Source organism: Rhodococcus sp. 1R11 (assembly GCF_004563845.1).
GTDB lineage: Bacteria > Actinomycetota > Actinomycetes > Mycobacteriales > Mycobacteriaceae > Rhodococcoides.
This window is the reverse complement of record NZ_SPNG01000008.1, coordinates 139,788-162,062: the sequence shown is the minus strand read 5'-3', so window position 1 is coordinate 162,062 and position 22,275 is coordinate 139,788. Positions and strand designations below refer to the sequence as shown.

At 62.2% G+C, this 22,275-nt stretch carries 20 protein-coding genes; 10 read left to right on the top strand and 10 right to left on the bottom strand.

Annotation, left to right across the window (positions count from 1 at the left end; translation table 11 throughout):
- Positions 1 to 18 precede the first annotated feature (18 nt).
- From E4P29_RS15835 to E4P29_RS15805, 7 genes are all read left to right on the top strand, one after another.
- Complete coding sequence (locus E4P29_RS15835; protein WP_135046178.1) at positions 19 to 1,293, top strand: aminotransferase class III-fold pyridoxal phosphate-dependent enzyme; 1,275 nt, start codon at positions 19 to 21, stop codon at positions 1,291 to 1,293.
- Positions 1,290 to 2,375: a phosphotransferase gene (locus E4P29_RS15830; RefSeq protein ID WP_209205425.1), complete on the top strand. Its 1,086-nt coding sequence runs from the start codon at positions 1,290 to 1,292 to the stop codon at positions 2,373 to 2,375. Before E4P29_RS15835 ends, E4P29_RS15830 begins: the two co-directional genes overlap by 4 nt.
- Positions 2,376 to 2,529: 154 nt before the next feature.
- Positions 2,530 to 3,459, top strand: a complete 930-nt coding sequence (locus E4P29_RS15825; protein ID WP_135046177.1) for a LysR family transcriptional regulator — start codon at positions 2,530 to 2,532, stop codon at positions 3,457 to 3,459.
- Positions 3,456 to 4,559 carry an enolase C-terminal domain-like protein gene (locus E4P29_RS15820; protein WP_135046176.1) on the top strand — a complete coding sequence of 368 codons (1,104 nt, stop codon included), beginning with the start codon at positions 3,456 to 3,458 and terminating at the stop codon, positions 4,557 to 4,559. The genes E4P29_RS15825 and E4P29_RS15820 overlap by 4 nt, the downstream gene beginning before the upstream one ends.
- Before the next feature lie 41 nt (positions 4,560 to 4,600).
- The gene (gene catA, locus E4P29_RS15815) at positions 4,601 to 5,467 is read left to right on the top strand and encodes a catechol 1,2-dioxygenase (protein WP_135046175.1); all 867 of its coding nucleotides are present in this window, start codon (positions 4,601 to 4,603) and stop codon (positions 5,465 to 5,467) included.
- Between the two features lie 5 nt (positions 5,468 to 5,472).
- Complete coding sequence (catC, locus tag E4P29_RS15810; RefSeq protein ID WP_135046174.1) at positions 5,473 to 5,757, top strand: muconolactone Delta-isomerase; 285 nt, start codon at positions 5,473 to 5,475, stop codon at positions 5,755 to 5,757.
- The gene (locus E4P29_RS15805) at positions 5,754 to 6,017 is read left to right on the top strand and encodes a hypothetical protein (RefSeq protein ID WP_135046173.1); all 264 of its coding nucleotides are present in this window, start codon (positions 5,754 to 5,756) and stop codon (positions 6,015 to 6,017) included. Before catC ends, E4P29_RS15805 begins: the two co-directional genes overlap by 4 nt.
- A 217-nt stretch (positions 6,018 to 6,234) precedes the next feature.
- On the opposite strand, the gene E4P29_RS26550 is transcribed toward E4P29_RS15805, so the two are convergent.
- A complete protein-coding gene (locus E4P29_RS26550) occupies positions 6,235 to 6,807 on the bottom strand; it encodes a UTRA domain-containing protein (RefSeq protein ID WP_280634547.1) in 573 nt (190 codons plus the stop codon).
- Positions 6,808 to 6,904: 97 nt separating this feature from the next.
- On the opposite strand from E4P29_RS26550, the gene E4P29_RS26375 reads away from it, so the two are divergent.
- Complete coding sequence (locus E4P29_RS26375) at positions 6,905 to 7,114, top strand: hypothetical protein (protein ID WP_245154355.1); 210 nt, start codon at positions 6,905 to 6,907, stop codon at positions 7,112 to 7,114.
- Between the two features lie 58 nt (positions 7,115 to 7,172).
- Here the strand turns inward: E4P29_RS26375 and E4P29_RS15790 are convergent, their stop codons facing one another.
- The 7 genes from E4P29_RS15790 to E4P29_RS15760 form a co-directional block, all read right to left on the bottom strand.
- A complete protein-coding gene (locus tag E4P29_RS15790; RefSeq protein WP_135046171.1) occupies positions 7,173 to 7,646 on the bottom strand; it encodes a hypothetical protein in 474 nt (157 codons plus the stop codon).
- Between the two features lie 956 nt (positions 7,647 to 8,602).
- Positions 8,603 to 9,391, bottom strand: a complete 789-nt coding sequence (locus tag E4P29_RS15785; RefSeq protein WP_135046170.1) for an aspartate/glutamate racemase family protein — start codon at positions 9,389 to 9,391, stop codon at positions 8,603 to 8,605.
- A gap of 509 nt (positions 9,392 to 9,900) precedes the next feature.
- Positions 9,901 to 10,881, bottom strand: a complete 981-nt coding sequence (locus E4P29_RS15780; RefSeq protein ID WP_167735507.1) for an Ldh family oxidoreductase — start codon at positions 10,879 to 10,881, stop codon at positions 9,901 to 9,903.
- A 160-nt stretch (positions 10,882 to 11,041) separates the two neighbouring features.
- Positions 11,042 to 12,208 (bottom strand): FAD-binding oxidoreductase, encoded by a 1,167-nt coding sequence (locus E4P29_RS15775; RefSeq protein WP_135046168.1) that lies wholly within the window; start codon positions 12,206 to 12,208, stop codon positions 11,042 to 11,044.
- Between the two features lie 59 nt (positions 12,209 to 12,267).
- Positions 12,268 to 13,413, bottom strand: coding sequence for a Glu/Leu/Phe/Val dehydrogenase dimerization domain-containing protein (locus tag E4P29_RS15770; RefSeq protein ID WP_135046167.1), 1,146 nt, complete (start codon positions 13,411 to 13,413; stop codon positions 12,268 to 12,270).
- 49 nt (positions 13,414 to 13,462) lie between these two features.
- On the bottom strand, positions 13,463 to 15,016 hold the full coding sequence (locus tag E4P29_RS15765) for an aldehyde dehydrogenase family protein (protein ID WP_135046166.1): 1,554 nt from the start codon (positions 15,014 to 15,016) through the stop codon (positions 13,463 to 13,465).
- Positions 15,013 to 16,461, bottom strand: coding sequence for a DUF1338 family protein (locus E4P29_RS15760; RefSeq protein ID WP_135046165.1), 1,449 nt, complete (start codon positions 16,459 to 16,461; stop codon positions 15,013 to 15,015). Before E4P29_RS15760 ends, E4P29_RS15765 begins: the two co-directional genes overlap by 4 nt.
- A 181-nt stretch (positions 16,462 to 16,642) precedes the next feature.
- Here E4P29_RS15760 and E4P29_RS15755 point away from each other — a divergent pair, with 181 nt between their 5' ends.
- A complete protein-coding gene (locus E4P29_RS15755; RefSeq protein ID WP_135046164.1) occupies positions 16,643 to 17,560 on the top strand; it encodes a LysR family transcriptional regulator in 918 nt (305 codons plus the stop codon).
- A gap of 45 nt (positions 17,561 to 17,605) precedes the next feature.
- On the opposite strand, the gene E4P29_RS15750 is transcribed toward E4P29_RS15755, so the two are convergent.
- Positions 17,606 to 20,458 (bottom strand): FAD-binding and (Fe-S)-binding domain-containing protein, encoded by a 2,853-nt coding sequence (locus tag E4P29_RS15750; RefSeq protein ID WP_135046163.1) that lies wholly within the window; start codon positions 20,456 to 20,458, stop codon positions 17,606 to 17,608.
- A 48-nt stretch (positions 20,459 to 20,506) separates the two neighbouring features.
- Between E4P29_RS15750 and E4P29_RS15745 the strand changes: the two genes are divergently transcribed.
- Complete coding sequence (locus tag E4P29_RS15745) at positions 20,507 to 21,238, top strand: GntR family transcriptional regulator (RefSeq protein WP_135046162.1); 732 nt, start codon at positions 20,507 to 20,509, stop codon at positions 21,236 to 21,238.
- A gap of 20 nt (positions 21,239 to 21,258) precedes the next feature.
- Here E4P29_RS15745 and E4P29_RS15740 read toward each other — a convergent pair whose 3' ends face one another.
- The gene (locus tag E4P29_RS15740) at positions 21,259 to 22,194 is read right to left on the bottom strand and encodes a LysR family transcriptional regulator (RefSeq protein ID WP_167735506.1); all 936 of its coding nucleotides are present in this window, start codon (positions 22,192 to 22,194) and stop codon (positions 21,259 to 21,261) included.
- Positions 22,195 to 22,275 lie beyond the last annotated feature (81 nt).

The window sequence follows — 22,275 nt, the reverse complement described above, 5'->3', positions numbered from 1 at the left end:
GCAATCGAAAGGCTACTCATGTCAGGCGGCACGCTCATCGAGCGGCGGTTCAACGTCATGGGGCGCAACGCCCCCCTGTTCTACGACCGGCCTGTGCACTTGGTGCGCGGCGAGGGGGTGTGGGTCTACGACGCCGACGGTCGCCGCTTTCTCGATGCGTACAACAATGTGCCCCACGTCGGTCACTGCCATCCTCGTGTCGTCGAGGCCATCGCACAGCAGGCAGCCACACTCAACCTGCACACCCGCTACCTGCACGAAACCGTCGTCGACTACGCGGAACGTCTTACATCCATGTTCGCCGAGCCGTTGGACACCGCGATGTTCACGTGCTCGGGAACCGAGGCCAATGAACTCGCCCTGCGAATGGCACGCTTCGCGACCGGGCGTGCGGGCGTCATCGTCAGTGATTTCAGCTATCACGGCAACTCGGCAACCCTGGGCGCGCTCACGACGTGCTTCCCCGTGGTGGAGCAGTTCCCCAGTTTCGCGCGCACGATCAAGGTTCCCGACCCTCGGGTAGACAGTCACGGCCTGGACCAGGACGCACTCGCCGACCGCTACGTCGGGTATGTCGAGGATGCGGTGCGATCACTCCAAGCGGATGGAATCGGAGTGGCAGCCCTGCTGATCGACTCGTTCTTCGCCAACGAGGGTCTGCCGGACCCGGTGCCCGGATATGTCGCCGGAGCCGTTCGTGCCGTCCGCGGCGCCGGCGGTGTCTTCATCTGCGACGAAGTACAAGCCGGCTTCGGGCGCACCGGCGATGCGATGTGGGGCCACGAACTCAGCGGGGTGGTCCCCGACATCGTCACCCTGGGCAAACCGATGGGCAACGGTCACCCTCTGGCCGGGGTCATCGCGTCCAATGAACTGGTCTCGGATTTCCAGGCGGCCTCGACCTACTTCAACACCTTCGGCGGCAACCCGGTTTCGGCCGCTGCTGGAAGTGCCGTCCTCGACGTCATCGAAGAGCAGTCACTGCAGGACAATGCCCGGTCAGTCGGAACGCATGTCCGCCGTGGCCTCGAAAAACTGAAGTCCGAGCATACGATCATCGCCGGCGTTCGGGGACGCGGTCTGTTCTTCGGGTTGGAACTGATCCACCCCGACGGCCGACCCGACCCCGAGGTCACCAAACTGCTGGTGAACATGATGCGTGAGCGGGGAGTGCTACTGAGCCGCATCGGCCGCCACGACAACGTGTTGAAGATGCGGCCGCCCATGGTCTTCACCGTCGCGAACGCTGACCTGCTGCTGTCCACCCTCGATGATGCATTCGCGGCGCTGTGAACGCCGTCGAGCACTTCTACGGACTCTCCGACGCCGATCAGGCGGAGAGACTGATGTCGTTGGCGCATGCAGCCGGCCGATTCTGGGAGGGCGGCTTCACCGACCTCGAACTCGTCAAATACCGTGAGAACGCTGTCTTCTCGGCACGCCGACCCGATGGGCAACGAATCGCGGTTCGCGTCCACCGCCACGGCTATCACTCCGATACCGCGCTGTGGTCGGAGCTGCACTGGATGGGCGAAATCGGTTGTAGCGCAGAGGTCGACGTGCCTCCCGTGCTCAGTGCTGCAGACGGACGTCTGCACGTGCTGGTCACACACGTTGCGGTACCCGAGCCGCGTCAGGTGTCTGTGCTGGGGTGGTTGTCCGGCTCACCGGTCGGTACGTCGGAATCGGGTGCCGACCTGGACGATGCCGCGGCCGCCGAACTCTATCTGCAGGCGGGGAGAATTGCCGGCGTCCTGCACGCCCACGCCGTCTCGATGGATTTGCCGGCAGGCTTCACTCGCCACGCGTGGGATGAAGCGGGACTGGTGGGTCCCGACCCACTATGGGGTCGATTCTGGGAATCCCCGACTCTGAGCCGCGAACAGCGAGATCTACTGCAGCAGGCCCGCATTGCGGCACAAGAAGATCTGACACAATTCGGCAAACACGCGAACAACTACGGACTGATTCACGCCGACTTCGTGCCGGAGAACCTTTTACACGAAGCCGGCCGGTTGAAACTGATCGATTTCGACGACGCAGGATACGGCTGGCACCTGTTCGAACTGGCTACCGCCTTGTACTTCAACGTCGACGAGCCGTGCTACCCCGGTATCTCGACGGCGCTGCTCACCGGCTATCGGACCGCGCGGACGCTCGACGAACGCGACGAGGATCTGCTTCCATTGTTCGTGTTTCTGCGCGGCAGCACATACCTGGCATGGGTTCAGTCCCGACCCGAAACCGAGACGGCCAAGACGATGGGTCCCATGCTCGTCGAACGTGCCTGCACGGCCGCCGAGCGCTATCTACTGTCGCGGCCGTGCGGAGTCAGCGGTGACGTGTCGGCCGACGAATGCCGATCGACGGGCTGAATATCGGTGGTCTCGGTCCACCGACCTTTGCCCCGGGCCAACGTCGGGTGATTCATTGATTCCACTTATCAATCAACGGAAAATAAGTCTTTGTCAATGATGGATCCCCCACCTACTGTGGTCAGGGTCACCCCATACATAGAAAGGCTCGGTCATGGAACTACGGCACCTGTACCACTTCGTGGCCGTTGCCGAGACTCGGCACTTCGGGCAGGCTGCTACGCGGCTGCACCTGGCTCAGCCGGCGCTCTCGCAATCGGTTCGCCAGTTGGAGGCCGAGCTGGGTGTGACGCTGCTGGCCAGAACGACCCGTCAGGTGAGCCTGACTCCGGCCGGGGAGTTCTTCTATCGAGAGACACTTCGTAACTTGGACAACCTCGAGCAGAGTGCGCGGGGAGTACGACGGATCGCCGACGGCCGATACGGATTGGTGCGCATCGGCTTCACCGGAACAGCCGCCTTCGATCAACTGCCGCCGATCGCGCGCGCGATCAAGCAAAGACTGCCCGGTATCGCGCTCGAAATCCACGGGGATCTACTGACCCCTGCGCAGGTCGACGGTCTGCGCGCCGAACATCTCGACGTTGCGGTGCTGCGGCCTCCTGTTGCTGGTGACGATCTGGAGCTACGGAAGATCACCACGGAATCGTTGGTGCTCGCGCTGCCCGTCGATCACCGGTTGTCCACCGAACCGGCGCTCGACGTCACCGATCTCGCGTACGAGGACTTCGTCATGTATGCCGACACGCATTCGGTGGTCAACGACGCTGTGGCGACGAGTTGTCGCGCAGCGGGTTTCAGCCCGAGGCGTGAGCACGAGGCCCCGGACACCTCGGTTCTCCTCGCACTCGTCGCGGCCGGGTTGGGCGTTGCGTTGGTTCCCGAGTCCGTCCGCGCCCTGCAGTTGAACGGCGTCGTGTTCCGCGACATCTCCGGCGCGAGCACTATAGATCTGGCGTTGGCCTGGCACCGAGATCGACCGTCGGCGCTCGTCGACGCGCTCGTCGGCGCCCTCGAGGATGCGGGAGTGCTCCCGCGACTCGAACCATCGGTACCTTCTGCTCCGTTCAAGGACATGTCATGAAAATTGTTGCAGTCGAGGCTATCCCGTACTCGATCCCGTACCGAAAACCACTGAGGTTCGCCAGTGGTGAGGTCTCGGCAGCCGAGCACGTTCTCGTCCGGGTGCATACCGACGACGGCGTCGTCGGTGTCGCCGATGCTCCGCCTCGGCCGTTCACCTACGGCGAGACCCAGCGGGGAGTGGCTGCCGTGATCGAGACCCTGTTCGCTCCAGCGATCATCGGCCTCACCCTCGTCGAGCGCGAGGTGGTGCATGCGAAACTGGCTCGCACCGTACGCAATCCGGTGGCCAAGTCGGCAGTGGACATGGCAATCTGGGACGCCCTGGGGCAGACCCTCGACCTCCCCGTCACGCACTTGCTCGGCGGATACACCGACCGGATGCGAGTGAGCCACATGCTCGGGTTCGACACCCCCGCTGCGATGGTCGACGAAGCCACCAGAATGCGCGAGACCTACGGAATCGAAGTCTTCAAGGTCAAGGTCGGGCGTCGACCCGTCGACCTCGACACCGCCGTCGTCCGCGCGCTCCGAGAAGGACTGGGCGACAGTATCGAACTCTACGTGGACGGCAATCGCGGATGGACCGCAGCCGAATCTGCGCGTGCGATGAAGGACATGTCGGATCTGGGGCTCACCCTCGCCGAGGAACTGTGCCCGGCCGACGACGTCCTCGGCCGCCGCTGGCTCGTCCAGCAACTCGACATCCCCTTCGTGGCAGACGAATCCGCGACCACCCCGGCCGAGGTCACCCGCGAGATCCTCGGTGGTTCCGCAACTGCGGTGAGCATCAAGACTGCGCGCACCGGATTCACCACGTCGCAGCGGACCCACCATCTGTGTGAGGGCCTCGGCATCGACGTGGTCATGGGAAACCAGATCGACGGGCAGCTCGGCACCGCCTGCACCGTTGCCTTCGGCGCGGCGTTCGATCTGACGTCCCGTCGCGCCGGCGAACTCTCCAACTTCCTCGACATGAGCGACGACCTGCTCACCGAGAGCCTCGAGATCAGGGACGGCACGCTCAGCGTCCTGCCCGGCTCGGGACTCGGTGTTCGCATCGATCCGGACAAACTCGCGAAATACCGCACCGACCAATAATTTTCGGCCCCCGAGCGCAACTTTTACACAAGGAGTTCACTATGAGCATCGACCACGCAGCATCGACAGAGGTCTCCGCCGAGGTTGCCACCGCCGCCGCGACCGGCGCGAACGCCACCGAACGCTTCACCTCCGACAAGCAGTTGGCCGCCGACACCCCACCCGAGCGCGTGAGTCTGCTTGCCCGCCAGGTTCTCTCGGCTGTCCACGACACGATCCGCGAGCACAAGGTCACCTACGACGAGTACAACGCACTCAAGGCCTGGCTCATCAACGTGGGACAGACCGGTGAGTGGCCGCTGTTCCTCGATGTCTGGGTCGAGCACGTCGTCGAAGAAGTGGCGGGCGAGTCCCGCGAGGGCAGCAAGGGCACTATCGAAGGCCCCTTCTACGTCCCCGGTGCCCCCGAACTCGGATCGGCTGCGATCGTGCCGACGCGGGACAGCGAACAGGGCACCCCGCTGTTGTTCCAGGGCAAGGTAACCAGCGTCGACGGCAACCCACTACCGCACGCCGTCATCGAAATCTGGCACGCCGACTCCGACGGCTTCTACTCGCAGTTCGCACCCGGAATTCCGGAGTGGAATCTGCGCGGCACGGTGACCACCGATGATCAGGGCCAGTTCTGGATTCACACCATAAGGCCTGCGCCCTACCAGATCCCGACCGACGGTGCCTGCGGCAATCTGATCTCCGCAGCCGGCTGGCACCCGTGGCGTCCGGCGCACCTGCACCTCAAGGTCGCCGCAACCGGGCACCAGCAGGTCACCACGCAGCTCTACTTCCCAGGTGACGTCCACAACGAGGACGATGTCGCCAACGCCGTGAAGCCGGAGCTCATGCTCGACCCTCGAGAGGTCGACGGTGGCCACGAGGTGACCTACGACTTCGTACTCGACAAGGACTGAGACACATGCTCTTCGCCGTGAAGATGAATGTCGCGCTGCCGCAGGATCTCGACGCGGACGTACGAACCGACACTCTCGCCCGAGAGAAGGCGTACTCGCAACAACTGCAGCGCGACGGTGAATGGGTGAGCATCTGGCGCATCGTCGGCCAGTACTCCAACCTCAGCATCTTCGACGTGCGCGACAACGAACGGCTCCACGAGATCCTGTGGAATCTACCGCTGTTCCAGTACATGACAATCGAGGTATCACCGCTCGCACAACACCCGTCGGACATTTCTGCCGTGTGAGGACTCTTGCCGAACTCGAAGTTATGGACGGAGTCTGCCCAGAATCCATCCATAACATCGAGTTCGGCGGACCCTACAGCTTCGGCTGGGCCAAACAACTCGGCGGCGGATCCATCACGTATCCGTTCGTGGCGATGCTCGCAGCACAAACGCTTGCGGGCGTCGGTATCTACATCGCATACCGCACCCGCCCGGACCGGGACGACTTCGACGCTCCGGTCAGCGGTCCGGTCGTTGCGAAAGGCAGCACTCCCGTCTGACGGCCTCCGCCCGCGCAGCACCAGTGCCAGCGATCGAATCAAGGATGACGACGATGAAGTTTGCCCCGTCCCCCGCAGTACGCGATCGTGCTGTACGTCGAATATGCGTCATATCGAGCACTCGCACACAGCGTTCGGCTCCGTTGCGATTTCTGGTGTGCTGATTGCGCTTGCGAGGGATGGGAGTGCGGCCTCTGGCACCCATCGAGCTGTTCGGTCAGGACGGCTTCAACTGCAGCGTCGATGTGGCTCCGGCGCGAGTATGAACCTGAACGACCACACTGTCGGCGCGGTAGAACTCGATGCTGTACTCGAAGATCTGTCCGGACTCCAGCTGCGCTGTTCGGTGAACGATCAGAAGAGAACTTCCGATAGGAACCTGCAAGATCGCCGCTTGATGCCGGTCGGCCGCAGCCGCGGTGACCGTTTCCAAGGCCTCGCCTCGGCGCATACCGTACGAATTCTCCAGAAGGTCGTACAACGATCCTGTCAGAGAGTTGTCCAGGAGCCAAGCGTACATGGACGCTGGGAATAGCACGTCTCGATACTCATCGGCAGACCGTCGGCAAGCCGCGACGCACGGTGCCGCTGCCGGTCTGGCTTGCGGAACGGATGCGGGCTTACCTCGCGGAACACCACCCGAGAGCCATCGAGTCGACCGCTCCCCTATGGCCGTCGCGGAGGAACGGCGGTGGATACCGCGCAGCAGGCGAACGCTGCGCAGTCCCACTGGACTGGTCGCAGCCGTTGGCGCTGGGATCGTTCTACGACACGATCTTCCGACCGGCATTGGTGGCCGTCGGCGTACCGGCAAGCGCCCCGGCGAAAGGCAATGCCCGGCCACTCGCGGGGTCCATCTACACGAACTCCGCCACACGTTCGCCACCATGCAGTTGATGGCCGGTACCCACTTCACGCAGGTATCAAAGTGGCTAGGTCACAACACTTTCACGCTGACGCTCGACACATACGGCGATTGGATTCCCGAGGAGGACGGCGGCGCGGGCAATAACCTGCCCGAGCCAACCGACCTACCGATGACGCCCAACGCCCAGCCGTCGAACGTCGTGCCGCTTTTCGGAAAGAGGTCCAGCTAATCCGACGCATCGGGTAAACGCAGCAGATGTGCGCCAAATTTCCAACCAGTTACTCGACTTAGCCGAGTTCGGAGAAAGTCGTGTTCGGAAGGCGAATTATGCGATCTGGCGCGCCCAGCGTGTCAGAGAACGAACACTGCACATCCTCGAGGGTGAGATACGCCGTATGTTCGAGAACCTCTACCAATTTCTCATCCGTGTAATCACGCTCTGCCAACGATTCCATGCCCTTGACGGCTGGGTCCAGATAGACCTCTGCGAAGCTGGAAGCTGCCTGGTTGTCAGGCTGTGTTGCTCGAAGCAATTCCGCATGCGCGCTGAACATCTGACCGTTCGCGCACGTTGTACCCGCAGCCATCCCCCACGGCATGAAAAGCGTAATGGAGATCTGACGACCGTAAGCATTGGCCGCGTGCGCGATCCTCTGCAGCTGAAAGTCAGGCTGTAAATACCAATCGATCGTCGGCGTGTGAGCCGGGAAAATCGACGCTTCCGAAGTGTTTGTCGGCTCGTTCGTTTCAGGTCCGGTCATGGGTTCAAGTATCGCACCAGGGTACGACAAGCACTCGATGGCGGACGTTGCGCTTTATTGTCAGTTCTTGCTGATAGGTTCTCCCGCATGGAGAATGAACCGACGGACACATATGGCACTGATTTTGGGTGGAGATTGAGCTCAGTAAGGTCCATCTGGAGTCGCTACCTGGCTCAAAAATGAAGTCCGACCTAGCGGCCATGAACTAATGCTCATACACGTTGGGTACCAACGAGAAAGAGCTGAGTTCACACATGAACGTGGTCCTCCAGAGCAGCGCCCGCCTTCAATCTACGCCCGAGAATTACAGGATTATCGGATCCATATGGACCCTGGTGCCCCCAGCCGGACTTCAACCGACACTTGACGGATTTCAACTCCCTAGAGGTGAATTCACGAGAAGTGCGATGGACTCGCTAATTCCTTATTAGAAACGCTTTTCGTGCATCGGGGTCCGCCTCGGTCAATCGCCGAACGTACCGACTTGTGCCACTCCGTGACACCGAGCTCCACGCAACCCAATCCGAGCGGACGATGGTGAACCGTGCCATACAGCAGCGGATCAGCACGGCATGGCATCGATCTGCTGAGCAGGAGTACAGCTCAAGACATAGTTCATCCTATCGGCGACGCAGCAGTGTGCGAACGAAAGGCTGCGGAAAACCGCGCATATTAGATTCGCAAGTCGACGTCGGTTGACTGTCCAACAATCTCCCGTAGTGCTTCACGCAGGCCTCGACGCATCGACAACTGCCCAGCGTCCGCCGGTATCTACCTACAGCGGGCTCGACGGACCCGCAGCAGCAAAGGCTCCAGCAAGAGTCTCTGACGAAGATAAGTGCGGAGAGTGAAAACGAGTCGGCATCAACCGCGACGGCACTTTATGCAGAGGAGCCATCGCGACCGGCACAGGCCAGCACGCCAGCGGGAGACTAATCGAGGTTAGCCCCACCACGTTATATGTAGCCGTGGTATCTCCTCTGCACGATGGCGCCCTGAACCCAATCGATCATACTCATGTAGTCGAATACGGGTAGGCCCACCGCGTCTTGAACTGAGTGCGAGACTGCTGGAAACAGAGTGCACTCCAGTAGAATTGCCCCGATAGTGGGGTCATCCTGCACCAGTTGCTGCGCTACTGACACAATTTCGCGCTCGAGTTTCTTAGGATTATATCCTCCCGAGTTCGTGAGAATCAGATCCATTTCTGGCATTTCGGAGACATTCCCCCCTGCAATCACAAGACGCGATTCTTCAGCGATTCCGCAGTTGCGAAGGGCAGCCGAGCCGGGAAGCGCGAGGCCGTCCGCGCAAATAATTGCAACCTTTCGGTCGGACGCCATGCTGTTCAAAATCATCGGCAGTTGCATCAGGCTCGACATAAAGCACGGCACCGACACGGCCTCACGGACTTCCGGTATGTAATTCCCGAAGTACCCGCATCCGCCGATAATCGCTCGACAGCCTTGATCGACAAGCTCCTGAGCTGCTTCGATGAGATCTTTCAAAACCTCATCATTAAGCCCCGGGCGTACAACATTGTCGACGGTTGCCGACGCCACCGACCTGAAGTGAACGGGGTACTTGTAGGTCGTTGCATTCTCCACGCTGCCGGGCGGTAGAGCGTATCCCGCGACTCCGAAGAGAAGCACACCGATTGCCACCCCGCCGAAGGTTCGTCCGGGCTTGTTGACAACGAGACGATCAGGATACTCGTTGGTTGGTGTATACATCTCGTTGATCATCCGGTCCGCCTTCGGGTTGAAGTTCCGAGCATTTTGTAGGTGCGACGTTCTCGCTCATCAGCGGACCTAAACACCGTCGCTAGTGGTTCGGTCCTGACTGCTGACTCCAAGATATTGGTTTGAAGGTTCACCCCGCAAGGCGCGCCTACAACAGCGACACCGAGCAACCATCGACGTACTCAATGCCTAGTCGTCGACCACCGCCCGCAAATGACACCAAACATCTGCCTTTAGGTCGTAGTTCCTGTTCGACAGGATTGCGTTTCATCACAGTCCTCCGGTATCGAGTTGCCAAAACTCGTTGAGTAAATCCAGGCTTCGAAGAATTTCACGGGCGGGCGAGCGCTTGGTCAAGAGTTCGTAAGCCGAGCATGCTCGGTGTGACCCGATAGGTCAAACGATAGATCCTGCAGGAATCCATTCAGTATCTCTACACGAATACGGCACCGTTACCTCCAGCTAGATCGAGCTCCCCCCCTTCTGGCTCGTTCGCGTCCGCGCGCCCAGAATCAGGACGCCTCGTTGGCAAGTCGTCGGTACGTGACGTCGTCTACCACGACGTCGACCACCGCGTCCGACTTGCCGTCGAATGCGGATAGGTCGGCACCGTATTCCGCACCGAGTCGCTCGAAATGGCGGGCAATCCGATCAGGTAACTCTGCACCGACACTCGCGAGGTCGATTGAGATCACGAACATTCCGACACCTGGACTCCGACTTCCTCGATCGAACCGAGGAGCATCGACAGACCAGTTCGATCCCGCCATGACCGCGAGTAATTCCACTAGCAGAGCGATGTTGGCCCCCTTGTAGCCGCCGAAAGGCAGGAGTGCACCGCGAAGGGCGGCTGTCGGATCGTCGGTCTCGATCCCGAATTCGTCCACTGCCCAACCGGAGGGAAGAGAGGCGTTTTGCGCTGCTGCGGACCGGACGTTGACGTACGCCGTCTGGCTGGAGGCCTGGTCGATAGCGAGCACCGACCGCCCGTCGACCGGGCACGCGAATGCCAACGGGTTGGTTCCGATTGTCGGGCCTGTCGAACCCCCGAAGGTCATCAAGGCCGGACTGTTGGCTCCTGCAATTACCAAAAAGCCATCTCCTGCCAATCTTCTTGTGTAGAAGCCTAATTCACCCGCCGTGAATGACGAAACCACGTTCAGCATCCCAATACCGGAGTGCCTGACCGCTCCGGCATATTCGTCGTAAGCCATCTCGAAGGCCACTTGCGCGGCCCCGGATCGCGCGTCGGCCACGACTATGGCATCGGTGACGCGCGAAATCTCCGGCTTCGCTGTCGGGTCGAGCCTTCCGTCCCGAATGGAATCGAGGTAATCGAACAGGTGGGAAATGCCGACGGCACGCTTCCCACGTACCTCAGCCTGACAGGTTGCGCGAGCCAGCACCTCGGCGACGATCTCACTGGCACCGACGTTCTGCAACGCGTTGCGGCACAACGCTCGAACGTGTTCGATCGAACAATAGTGGCCCATTATCGCCATCCATTCTCGCTGGTTGGGGTGCGATCCACTGGTTCGCGGCGGCGACTGATCGAGGGTTCCAACCGATCACCGTCGAGATGTTCTCGGCAGTCCTCCGCACCGCATCGACCTTCACAGGCATCGCATCACATCGACTGCTAGCGGCGCGGAATCAGACGATGTTCGTCTCGCCACGCTCGATGTCCGCCGCGGAGAATCGGTCGAGTGCGAACGAGCGAATGTCGTAGCTCGGTTCCTTCCCCAGGTACAGGTCCCGCACGATCTCCCCGGTTGCCGGCCCCATGAGAAATCCGTGTCCGGAATACCCTGTAGCCACGAGCAGACCCTCGACGGCTTTACATCGATCGATGATCTGGTTACGGTCCGGAGTCACCTCGTAGAGGCCGGCCCACCCTGTGGCGATGCCGTAGTCCAGGATTGCCGGTGCTCTGGTTCCCGCTATCTCGCCGAGGCCGAGAAGCCAATCGTCGAGCTCGAACTTGAGGTTGAAGCCCTCGGGTTCGTCGGGGTCCGACCATCCCAACAGCAGCCCCTTTCCTTCCGGATGAAAATAAAAGTTGGAGGGGAAGTCGATCGTCAATGACGGGGATGTCGCGGGGAGCTCACGAAGGGGTTCGGTGAACGCGATCTGTCGTCGAACCGGCGAGACGGGAATATCGACCCCGACCATCGCTCCGATGGCACGCGACCACGCACCGGCAGCAACCACGACAGTCGAGGTCGCGATCCGGCCGTGCTCGGTGACCACACCGGTGATTGTGCCGCCGTCACTGTCGATGCCGGTGACTTCGCAATGACGAATGATGCGTGCGCCCTTTCGCCTGGCCGCGGCGGCGTACCCCATGACCACCGACTCCGGCGTCGCTTTGCCGTCGTGTGGAGACCAGGCCGCACCCAGCAGACCGTCGGTGTCGATCAACGGTGAGATACGCTGCGCCTCCTCGGGACTGACGATGACGCTGGGTACTCCGTGTGCATTCTGCAGAGCAACACTTTCGGTGAAGACATCGAGGTTCTGCTGGTCGGACAACAGGTACAGGTACCCGTCTCGGCGGAAGTCGATCTCCTGCTCGAAGTCGCGCGCGAATTGTGCGTACGCCTCGAGCCCGCGTAGCCCGATCGCGATGTTGGCAGCGTTGCTGAACGAAGCCCGAACCCCGCCTGCTGCTTTGCATGTCGACCCGGCGGCGAGTTCATCTCGCTCGAGGAGCACGACGTCACTCACTCCCGCTTCCGCGAGATGGAAGGCGATGCTGGCGCCGATGACGCCACCGCCGATGACGACCACTGCGGCGTGGTCGGGGAGGTCCTTGCTCATGACGCCTGCTTTCTTGGATCCGACGAGCACGTGTGTGGGAAGCGTTGGTGAAACTAGAACTAGATCGACTTCGGCGAACGTCCCCGCAATCGCATCGCTTCGCGAACTCGATCCTGGGCAGTCCGACGTGCCACGTCGTGCGTCGTCGCCGATTGGCTTTGCGAGGCGACCAGCGTCTCGACCGTGCTGGCGCGCAGTTTGCCGGAGATTGCGTCGTAGACAGCAGCGGCATCAGGTCGAATCCCTGAGTGCCGAGAGTCCATCGCGATCGCAGCTGCAACCACCCCACCTGCGTTGGCAATGAAATCCGGTACCACCGTCACTCCACGCTCGAACAGAATCTGTTGTGCGCCGGCACTGCTGGGCAAGTTCGCCCCCTCGACAACGATCCGGGCAGGGATGGTGGCGGCCAGCTTCTCGTCGATGACGTCCTGCAGTGCCGCAGGCACCAGGATGTCCGCCTGCACGGACAGTTCTTCGCCGGAGGCGAGTGGCTTGGCCGCACCACCGTAATGGTTCACCAAATCGTCACCGTGCAATCCACGCAGCGCGAGCAACTCGGCCACATCGAGCCCGTCCGGACTGTGTATTCCGCCCTGAGACGTCGAGACCGCAACCACGGTTGCACCGAGTTCGGCCATACGCTTCGCGGTGGCCGCTCCCACTGCCCCGAACCCCTGAATCGACACGGTCAACTCGGCGGTGTTCAGCCCGATCGTCCGCGCTGCGGCGTCCGCGGACTCCGCGACGCCGTGTCCGGTGACGCCGAGCTCGTCGTACGGAAGACCGCCCAGCGCACTGGGGGTGCCGACTGCGCCGCCTCGTCCGCCTACCTCGTCGAGCATCACGGCGGCGTCCTTCTCAGTCAGTCCCACGTCGAGTCCGAAAACGTACTCTTCCGGCACCTCGTTCTTCAGAGCGCGAACGAACGCGCGAAGCACGTCTTCTTTCGATGCCGAGTTCGGATCTGCCCAGATGCCCGCCTTCGCCCCGCCGTAGAACAGGTCGACGCCCGCCCACTTCCAGGTCATGTTGCGGGCGAGGCGGGCTACTTCGTGCACGCTCACCGTCGTGGACATGCGGGTACCGCCTTTGCCCATGCCGCGTGCGGTGTTGTCGATCACCAACACACCCCGCATACCGGTGCGGGTGTCGGAAACGCAAACAATCTTTTCCGGTCCCCACTCATCAATCAACTCGAACATCGTTGCAAATCCTCACTTTTCGGCATTCTCGATTTGAACAATGCTGGGATCAGGCGAAACTGACACCCTGTGCCAGTGGGAGTTCGCGGGAGTAGTTGATGGTGTTCGTCGCCCGTCGCATGTATGCACGCCAGGCGTCGGATCCGGATTCACGGCCGCCACCGGTGGTTTTCTCGCCGCCGAATGCGCCGCCGATCTCTGCACCCGAAGTGCCGATGTTGACGTTGACGATTCCGCAATCCGAGCCGTCCGCGGCGATGAAGAGTTCGGCTTCACGCTGATCGGTGGTGAAGATGGACGACGACAGTCCTTGCGGTACGTCGTTGTGCAGCGCGATTGCCTCGTCGAGGGTGTTGTAGGTGAGCACGTACAGAATCGGCGCGAACGTCTCTTGCTTGACGATGTCGCTCTGCGCCGGCATCCGCACGATGGCGGGCTCGACGTAGTAACTGTCGGCGCTGCTATCACGGCGGGCACCGCCGACCAGTACCTCTCCACCCTGTTCGACGGCCTTGGCGAGGGCCGCGGTCATGTTCTCGTACGAACGGCCATCGATCAGTGGGCCGACAAGAGTGCCGTCGGAGAACGGGTCACCGATGGGCAGTCGCTTGTAGACGCGAGTGATGCGGTCGATCAGTTCGTCGGCGATGTCGGCGTGCACGATGGCTCTGCGCATGGTGGTGCACCGCTGTCCTGCGGTTCCCGCGGCCGAAAACACGATGCCGCTCGTCGCGATATCGAGATCGGCGGACTCGGCCACGACGGCGGCATTGTTGCCGCCCAACTCGAGGATGGTCCGTCCGAATCGTGCGGCGACACGCGGCGCGATCTGCTCCCCCATACGCTCTGAACCGGTGGCACTGATCAGGGGAACCTTGGGGCTGTCGATGAGGACCTGAGTGTCTGCGGCACTGGCTGCCACCAGGTTGTTCAGGTTGGCGGGGGCCCCCGAATCGGCTGCGGCTCTGTCGAACAGCGCAGAGCATGCCGCTGCTGTCAGGGTTGCCAGTTGCGCGGTCTTCCAGACCACCGTGTCGCCGCAGACGATGGCCAGCGCGGTGTTCCACGACCACACCGCCGCGGGGAAGTTGAATGCCGAAACAACACCGACGACCCCGAGCGGATGCCATGTCTCCTGAAGTCGGTGACCCGGCCGCTCGGACGGCATGGTTCGACCGTCGAGTTGACGCGACAGCCCGACGGCAAAGTCGCAGATGTCGATCATTTCCTGCACTTCGCCCAGGGCTTCCGAGCGGATCTTGCCGACCTCGATGCTGATCAGGTTCGCGATGTCCCGCTTGTGCTCGGTGAGAAGTTCGCCCAGGCGTTTCACCAAGAATCCTCGAACCGGTGCGGGAACGGTGCGCCACTGCAAGAACGCCTCGTGCGCCGAGTCGATCGCCTGCTCGACGTCCTGTGCGTCGGCACCTGGGAACTGAAAGAGCACCTCGCCCGTCACGGGGGTTCTGACGTCCACCGCGATTTTTTTGTCCGCCTCGATGACCGATACATCCACACCGCAGTGTTCGAGACTCGTGCGCGCAAGCTCACGCAGCGACTCGGTCGTGGGGAGGGATAGATTCTCGGAAAGCTGGGTGCTCACGGTGTGACTCCTGTCGTCGGTGCTGCGGGTAGTTCGGAAATTGTGGGCAGGCCAAGCTGCAGGGCAGACGACGCGAGTGACGCGCGACGGATGCCGGAGTACAGCTCGTACGGATCGTGCAACTGCCGGTGCAGCGCACCGGCCAACCAGGGCGCGTCGATGTTGTCGGCCTTGGTCGCGGAAAGGTCTCGTCGCCCTTCGGACGTCAGATTCGACTGAAAGATTCCCGCAGCGGACTTGGGCAGAAAGTCCTCGTACACAATAGGTTCGGGAGTCAGCCACCCCTGTTCGATCAAGTCCGAGAGAGAGCCACCAGGCTTGCTTCCATCGGCGACTCGGCGCGTCGGGGTGAACGTGAAGTATGCGAGGTCATGGAGGGCGAGCCCATATTCCGATGCCGGTACGGTGCGGTTCCACACCGATGCGGCAATTGCGGTGCGTTCCGTCGCCGACGCCGCACCGTTCGTACCTGCTTGGCGGACCTTGTCTTCGACCTCACCGACGAGTCGGTCGTAGACCTCACGACCACGTGGGGTGGCCGCGATGCCACGTGCTTCGACCTCGCCGAAGCGCACCCGAAGCGCGTCCTCGACAACCGTCCCGTCGGGTTCTCGGAACACCCGAGGCTCGGCCAGCGCACGAAACGAGGTCTGCCGCAGCAGAAGGTCGGGGCCCTTCCAGCGAGGCGGCCCCTGGATGGTGTCGATCATCTCGATCCCGCGCAGCTGCATCCGGTGGTAGAGCGCATCGATGTCGAGAACGCGGGGAGTGAGGTGGTTGATGTGAGTACTGCTGACACCACCTATGTCTGCCGCCACCGAGGACACCTCCTCCAGCTCCTCGTACCAAGCCCGGTCGACGGCTTCGGTCGAGAGCTCGAACGCACGGGTGGCGAGGGTCAGGAATGCTTCGGCGTCGGATTCGTCGAGTCCGCAGTACTTCTCGGCGCGATCGGCAAGGACGAGCAGTGCAGGGTCGAACAACGACCGCCTCCGCAGAAAGCTCTCGAGTCGTTGCTGGAGGTCCGCAGTGAAGAACCGCCGGTCCGACGGGACGAGCATCGAAGTGAAGACCCGGAAGGGGTTGCGAGCCAACTCCGTCGAATCGATCGGGCGAAATGCCGTCGACACCACCGGAACCGACGATACTGCGGCTTCGCGTAGATCGTAAAAACCCACCGGGAACATGCCCATGGCTCCGAAGATGCGGGCCACTTGAGCCATCTCATCCGGGGTGCCGACCCGAATCGCGCCGTGGCGTTCGGCGGTCACGCGATCGCTCGACCCGAGCCGCTCTGCGGCAGAACCCATTTCCGAGATCACATCGTCGTTGACGCTCTGGGAAATGTCGACCAACGTGTTGTACGCCGGAACTTCCGATCCGTACATCGTCGAGAGGCGGCGAGCGAATGCTGCTCGCAGCTCCCACTGCTGAATCAAGGGCATGACATGTCGCTCCAGGGCAGGCGAAAGAGACGGTCCGAACTCACGACGAATGTCGATATCGAATCGACGAGGCGAGGTCCCGGGAAACACCCGGGGCAGTGAGTTCGTAACGACTACCCTTGTCGATCCAACTCGATAGTTCCAGCGATAGATTTTGCGTCGAACCGTATAGAATCTCTATATGAACTTCTCGTTGGCGCAGCTGGTCGCACTGCGGGAGTTGGCGAGACACGGCACGATGACCGCCGTGGCCGACGCACTGGGCTACACACCCGGAGCTGTCTCGCAGCAGCTGGCCGCGCTCGAAAAGTCCGTCCATATGCCTCTTTTCACGCGCGTCGGACGTCGAGTGGTATTGACCGACGCCGGAGTCGTCCTCGCCGAGCACGCGCGGCGCATCCTCGACGCCGAGCGGTCCGCGTGGGATGCGTTGCGAGCGCTCGACGAAGACATCGCTGCTCCTCTGCTGCTGGGCACCTTCGGAAGTACCACTGCCGCGTTGTTGCCTCCGGTGGTCGCTGCCGTCAGCCGGGACCATCCGAAGCTCGCGCTGTCGAGCCGCGAACTCGATGTCGACGACGCGATGGCCGCCGTGCAGAAGGGACAGGTGGACATCGCATTCGGTCTGGACTATCCCAATTCGCCGCTGCCGCTGTCACCGGACATCGATGTCATCACGCTACGAAGCGAGCGGTTCGGACTCGCGGTATCGCCGGGGTCGTTGGGAATCCGAACTGCGTCCACGATCGACCTGGCTGCAGCCTCCGAGTGGGACTGGATTCTGCCCGCCCCACGGACCCGATTCGGTCAGGCCATTCGCATAGCCTGTCGCCAAGCAGGTTTCGAGCCGCGGGTGACTCACGAGGTCACCGACACCGCAGTGTCGCTGACGTTGGCGTCCACCGGCCTCGGTTGCGCTCCCGTCACCTCGATGATGCTGGACCTCAATCGCTCGGTACCGGTCCTGCGGATCGAGCTGGAACAAGAGAACACTCGGCGGATCGTGTTGATCCGCTCGTCCGGGTCCGCAGATCGCCCCACGGTTCGCGCCGTCAGCGAGACCATCCGCGCGGTGGTGGACGACTATCCGGTCTCTTGACACCGCGCGTCTGGACACCGATCTCTTCACGGTCCGGGGCGAAGGTCAGTCGCCCCGGCGGATCGCTGCAGCCAGAAGTTGCGCGAGGTGTTCGCCTCGTCGGTCTGTCAGATCGGAGAGTTGGGTTCGGCACGAGTACCCGTCGGCCAGAATCGTGGTGTCTGCGGCCGCTGCGTCCACAGCAGGAATCAACTGCTGTTCGGCGACTGCCACCGACACCTCGTAGTGCCCACGTTCGACGCCGAAGTTTCCCGCCAGTCCGCAGCACCCGCCCAGTCGGTCGACCCGAGCACCTGCCCGATAGAGAAGGTCGGCGTCAGCACTCCACCCCATGACGGCGTGGTGATGGCAATGTGGTTGCGCGACAATAGTTCTGCCCGACATAGACGGTGGTTGCCAGCCTCGATCGGTCAGTAGCTCCGCGAGAGTGCGCGTATTGTCGGCAACCCGCCTCGCATTGTCGCCGTCCAGCAGTTCCAGAGCGTCGGAACGAAGAACGCCGGTACACGACGGCTCCATTCCGACCACCGGGATCCCAGCCGCCGCGGACTCGGCCAGCGCATCGACGGTTCGACCGAGAATCTTCTTCGCTGCACCCAGCTGCCCCGTCGAAATCCACGTCAGCCCACAGCACTGCTGTTTGTCGGTCAGCCGCGGACTGAAGCCTGCTTCTTCGAGCACCCGCACGGTGGCCACACCCACCTCGGGGGTGAAGTAGTTGGTGAAGGAATCGACGAACAAATTCACCGGGTCTCCCCCACTCTTACGCTCGTTGTTCGTGGAAGCGAACCAGGACCGAAACGTTCGGTGCGCGAACGGCGGGATCGTGCGCCGTGCATCCACACCGGCCGCGGCCAGCGCGACGGGCCCGAGTCCAGGAATCCGCATTGCCGCGTTGACCGTCCGAGGTGCCAGGCTGGCCAGCTTGGCCCACCGCGGCAGCCAGCCGAGGGAATAGTGCGAGGCCGGCCTCACACGCCCCTTGTAGCTCTGATGAAGAACCTCCGATTTGAAGGCCGCCATGTCGACGCCGGTGGGGCAATCGGACGCGCAACCTTTGCACGACAGGCACAGGTCGAGGGCCTCGTGCACCTCGGGTGATCGCCATCCGCCCGATATCTCGGACCCGTTGATCATCTCCTGCAGTACCCGGGCCCGCCCGCGGGTCGAATCCTTTTCGTCTCGGGTGGCCTGGAACGAAGGACACATCACCTCACCGGACGCGGTGTTGTCCGCCCGGCACTTGCCCACACCGGTGCATCGGTGCACTGCCTGCGAGAAGTCGCCGCCATCCTGGCGGTAAGCCAAGGCCAAGTTGCGGCGGAACGGTAGCGCCGCGGGTACACGCAGATCGGCATCCAGGGGCCGGGGGTCGACGACAACACCTGGATTGAGCAGGTTGTCGGGATCGAAGGCATGTTTGACTGCCGAGAACAGCGCGAGCGCCTCCTTGGAGTACATCAGTGGCAGCAGCTCGCTGCGGGCCCGTCCGTCACCGTGCTCGCCCGACAGCGAGCCACCATATCCGGCGACGAGCGTTCCCGCCGCTACGAGGAACTTCCTGAACACGTCTGTCCCGCCAGGTTTATCGAGCGGCAGGTCTATGCGAATGTGCAGACACCCGTCGCCGAAGTGGCCGTACGGAAGTCCCGACACGCCGAACTCGTCCATCAACCGATCGAAGTCGCGAAGGTAGTCGCCCAAGCGAGCCGGCGGGACCGCCGCGTCTTCCCAGCCCGCATGTGCAGGCAGCCCAGCGGGACTTCGCCCGGCCAGCCCAGCGCCGTCGGCCCGAATTCGCCACAGCGCCGCAGCACGTACCGGATCGGTCACGACCAGCGAATCGTCCGCACCGCACTGATCTGCAACGTCGTGTGCTCGTGTGAGCGCCTCCGCCTTGGAGCCGCCGACAACTTCGACGAACAACCACGCCGACCCTCTCGGCAACGGGGGCACCGCGTCCGGTCCACGCCGCGTTCGGACGACGTCGACGATTCTGGAATCGATCCCCTCGCAGGCCGTGGGGGCGAACCTCAGGACCGTCGGTGTGGCGTCTCCGGCCGATGCAATGTCGGCATAGCCCAGCACGACCAGGACCGAAGACGAGGGCTCGTGCACCAGGCGGACCGTCGCCTCGGTCACCAGACCCAACGTTCCCTCGCTACCGACCAACATCCGTGCCACATCGAACCGGTTCTCCGGCAACAGGTGTTCGAGCGCATATCCTGACACCTGCCGACCGAACTGACCGAACTCGGTCCGTATCGTCGCGAGGCCACCTGACGCGATCGCGCTCAGGCGTTCGAGCACCTGTGAATCCGACGGGTGCGAGACGTGGCTGCCGAGAACTGCAGATCCGAGGCGCAGATGCTCGCCGGAACCGGTCAGGACAGCGAGGGCTGTGACGTTGTCGGAGGTACGCCCATAGCCCAGTGTCCGGGAGCCACATGCGTTGTTCCCGATCATTCCTCCGATGGTGCACCGGGTGTGCGTGGACGGGTCCGGGCCGAACCGGAGCCCGAGCGGAGCTACGGCCGCCTGCAAGGTCGTCTGCACCGTTCCCGGTTCCACCACGGCAGTTCTCGCATCCGGATCGATCGACAGAACACGGTTCATGTGGCGGCTGAAGTCCACGATCAACCCGGTGCCGACAGCATTACCCGCCACAGAGGTCCCAGCACCCCGAGCAGTGATGGGCACCCCGACGTCCCGAGCCACCGATACCAGCGCAGCGACCTCGTCGGCATCCCTAGGACACACCACCGCAGTGGGAGTTACCCGATACAGGGAAGCATCGGAGGAGTACGACGCCCGTTGAGCACCATCGGTGTACACGTCGGCGATCCCGGCTGCGCGGAGATGTTCGGACAGGAGCCCTACTGAAGTCATACGTAGCATGTTACAGACCGTGGCATGCTACGTAACGTCGATTGCTAGAATTCCCTCGTGTCCGACACCGAACTTCGCCTCGAACCCCTCCCTCACACGCCCGGGCGACGCGTCGAACAGGTGGCCGCTGCCATACGAGCAGCCATCGACGCCGGAGTCATGTCACCGGGGGTGAAGTACTCTGCGTATCAACTGTCCGATCTGCTCGGCGTATCGCGCACCCCGGTACGAGACGCGCTGCTTAGGCTGGAAGAAGTCGGTCTCATCCAATTCGAGGCCCGGCAGGGATTTCGTATCGTCTTGCCACACCCCCAGGAGATCGCTGACATCTTCGCGGTACGCATCGCCCTCGAGGTGCCCGCCGTTAGGCGAGCTGCCTCGAAGGCTGATCCAGCCACAGTCGAGGCTTTGGAAATCCATGTTGCACGTATGCATACAGCAGTTGACGCCGACGACGAAGCGGCCTTGGCCCACCATGATCTGTCGTTCCACGACGCAATCCTCGATGCCGCAGGCAACGAGAGCGCCCGGAAGATCGTGGCATCCCTCAGAGAGTCGACGCGATTGCTCGGGGCCACGACAGGGCAACGTTCGCGAACGCTTGCGGACATCGACGACGAGCACGCGCCGATTCTCAAAGCGATAGCAGACAACGACCCGAATGCCGCAGAGATCGCGATGCGGGAACACTTGGCCGCGACGGGTCGACTACTTGTCACCCAAGCGATCGACGAGCAAGGCCTCGAGCTCGATACCGAATCCATCTGGGCGAACGCAACAGCCGAATGACGTGCACATTGCTACTCGGTTCATGAACGATCCGCTGCCTCGATGAACTTGGGCGACCGTGCCGCCACCTCGCCCGTGACAGCCTGAAGTGCACGCACCGCGCCGGCGATCGCGGGATTGGCACGACTCGCTCTGTACATCGCCATGACCGTTCGATGAGAATCCAGATTCTCGATGAGGGTGTGATGGATGCCGTCATCGGCCTTGTATCCCAGCGCAGGTACCAGCGCCACACCCAGTCCCGACCGGACGAAACCGCGAATTACCGCATAATCGTTACTTCGACAGTCGATCTGAGGTACGTATCCTGCCGACCCGCACAGCCGCAGAAGCGTGGCCGCCCCCGGCGTTCCTTCCCTGGTGGCGATCCACGTCTCGTCCTGCAAGTCTGTCAGCGCGACCGGATGGCCCGCCATGAAGTGATTCGCCGGCAGCAACAACACCAGCTGCTCTCGTAGCAGGGTCGTGGTGCGAAAACCTTTGGGAACACTCTGTGGAATCTGGTCGTATCGGTACACCACTGCAAGGTCGAGTTCCCGGTCACGCAGTCGTGGAATGAGCTGGTCCGGCTCCCCCTCGTCCAGCAACAACTCGACACCGGGGTTCTCGCGGACGAAATCGGCCATGGCCAAGGGCATCACGTGCTCACTTGCCGTCGGGAAACTCCCGAGCCGGACGCGCCCGATCGCACCGTCCGCAATTGCCCGGACGTCCTCCTCGAGCTCGGTCAACGCAGACAACGCCTCCTGAGAGCGGGAGGCGAGGAAATCCGCCGCGGCCGTAGGTCGGACACTGTGCGGGTCTCGATCGAACAGTTGGAGTCGGACGTCCTTCTCGAGTGCACCTATCTGCTGGGATACCGCCGATCCCGTATAGCCGAGCCTCCGGGCAGCATCGGCGAAGGACCCGGTTCGGATGACCATCATGAACGTCCGAAGGTGCACTGGATTGAGCACAAGCACTCCTAACTTCTTCGAGGAAACAGCATAACTTTTACTACCTGTTTCCCGAGAGGTCCACTTACCAGCACCCGATGA

Excerpts from the sequence above, each read along its gene's own strand:
- E4P29_RS15835 (WP_135046178.1), top strand. The coding sequence starts at position 19 with ATGTCAGGCGGCACGCTCATCGAGCGGCGGTTCAACGTCATGGGGCGC.
- E4P29_RS15790 (WP_135046171.1), bottom strand. The coding sequence starts at position 7,646 with ATGACCGGACCTGAAACGAACGAGCCGACAAACACTTCGGAAGCGTCG.
- E4P29_RS15780 (WP_167735507.1), bottom strand. The coding sequence starts at position 10,881 with ATGGGCCACTATTGTTCGATCGAACACGTTCGAGCGTTGTGCCGCAAC.
- E4P29_RS15760 (WP_135046165.1), bottom strand. The coding sequence starts at position 16,461 with ATGCCCTTGATTCAGCAGTGGGAGCTGCGAGCAGCATTCGCTCGCCGC.
- E4P29_RS15820 (WP_135046176.1), top strand. The coding sequence starts at position 3,456 with ATGAAAATTGTTGCAGTCGAGGCTATCCCGTACTCGATCCCGTACCGA.
- E4P29_RS15785 (WP_135046170.1), bottom strand. The coding sequence starts at position 9,391 with ATGATCAACGAGATGTATACACCAACCAACGAGTATCCTGATCGTCTC.
- E4P29_RS15775 (WP_135046168.1), bottom strand. The coding sequence starts at position 12,208 with ATGAGCAAGGACCTCCCCGACCACGCCGCAGTGGTCGTCATCGGCGGT.
- catA (WP_135046175.1), top strand. The coding sequence starts at position 4,601 with ATGAGCATCGACCACGCAGCATCGACAGAGGTCTCCGCCGAGGTTGCC.
- catC (WP_135046174.1), top strand. The coding sequence starts at position 5,473 with ATGCTCTTCGCCGTGAAGATGAATGTCGCGCTGCCGCAGGATCTCGAC.
- E4P29_RS26375 (WP_245154355.1), top strand. The coding sequence starts at position 6,905 with ATGCAGTTGATGGCCGGTACCCACTTCACGCAGGTATCAAAGTGGCTA.
- E4P29_RS15825 (WP_135046177.1), top strand. The coding sequence starts at position 2,530 with ATGGAACTACGGCACCTGTACCACTTCGTGGCCGTTGCCGAGACTCGG.
- E4P29_RS15770 (WP_135046167.1), bottom strand. The coding sequence starts at position 13,413 with ATGTTCGAGTTGATTGATGAGTGGGGACCGGAAAAGATTGTTTGCGTT.
- E4P29_RS15750 (WP_135046163.1), bottom strand. The coding sequence starts at position 20,458 with ATGCTACGTATGACTTCAGTAGGGCTCCTGTCCGAACATCTCCGCGCA.
- E4P29_RS15755 (WP_135046164.1), top strand. The coding sequence starts at position 16,643 with ATGAACTTCTCGTTGGCGCAGCTGGTCGCACTGCGGGAGTTGGCGAGA.
- E4P29_RS26550 (WP_280634547.1), bottom strand. The coding sequence starts at position 6,807 with ATGCCGGTCGGAAGATCGTGTCGTAGAACGATCCCAGCGCCAACGGCT.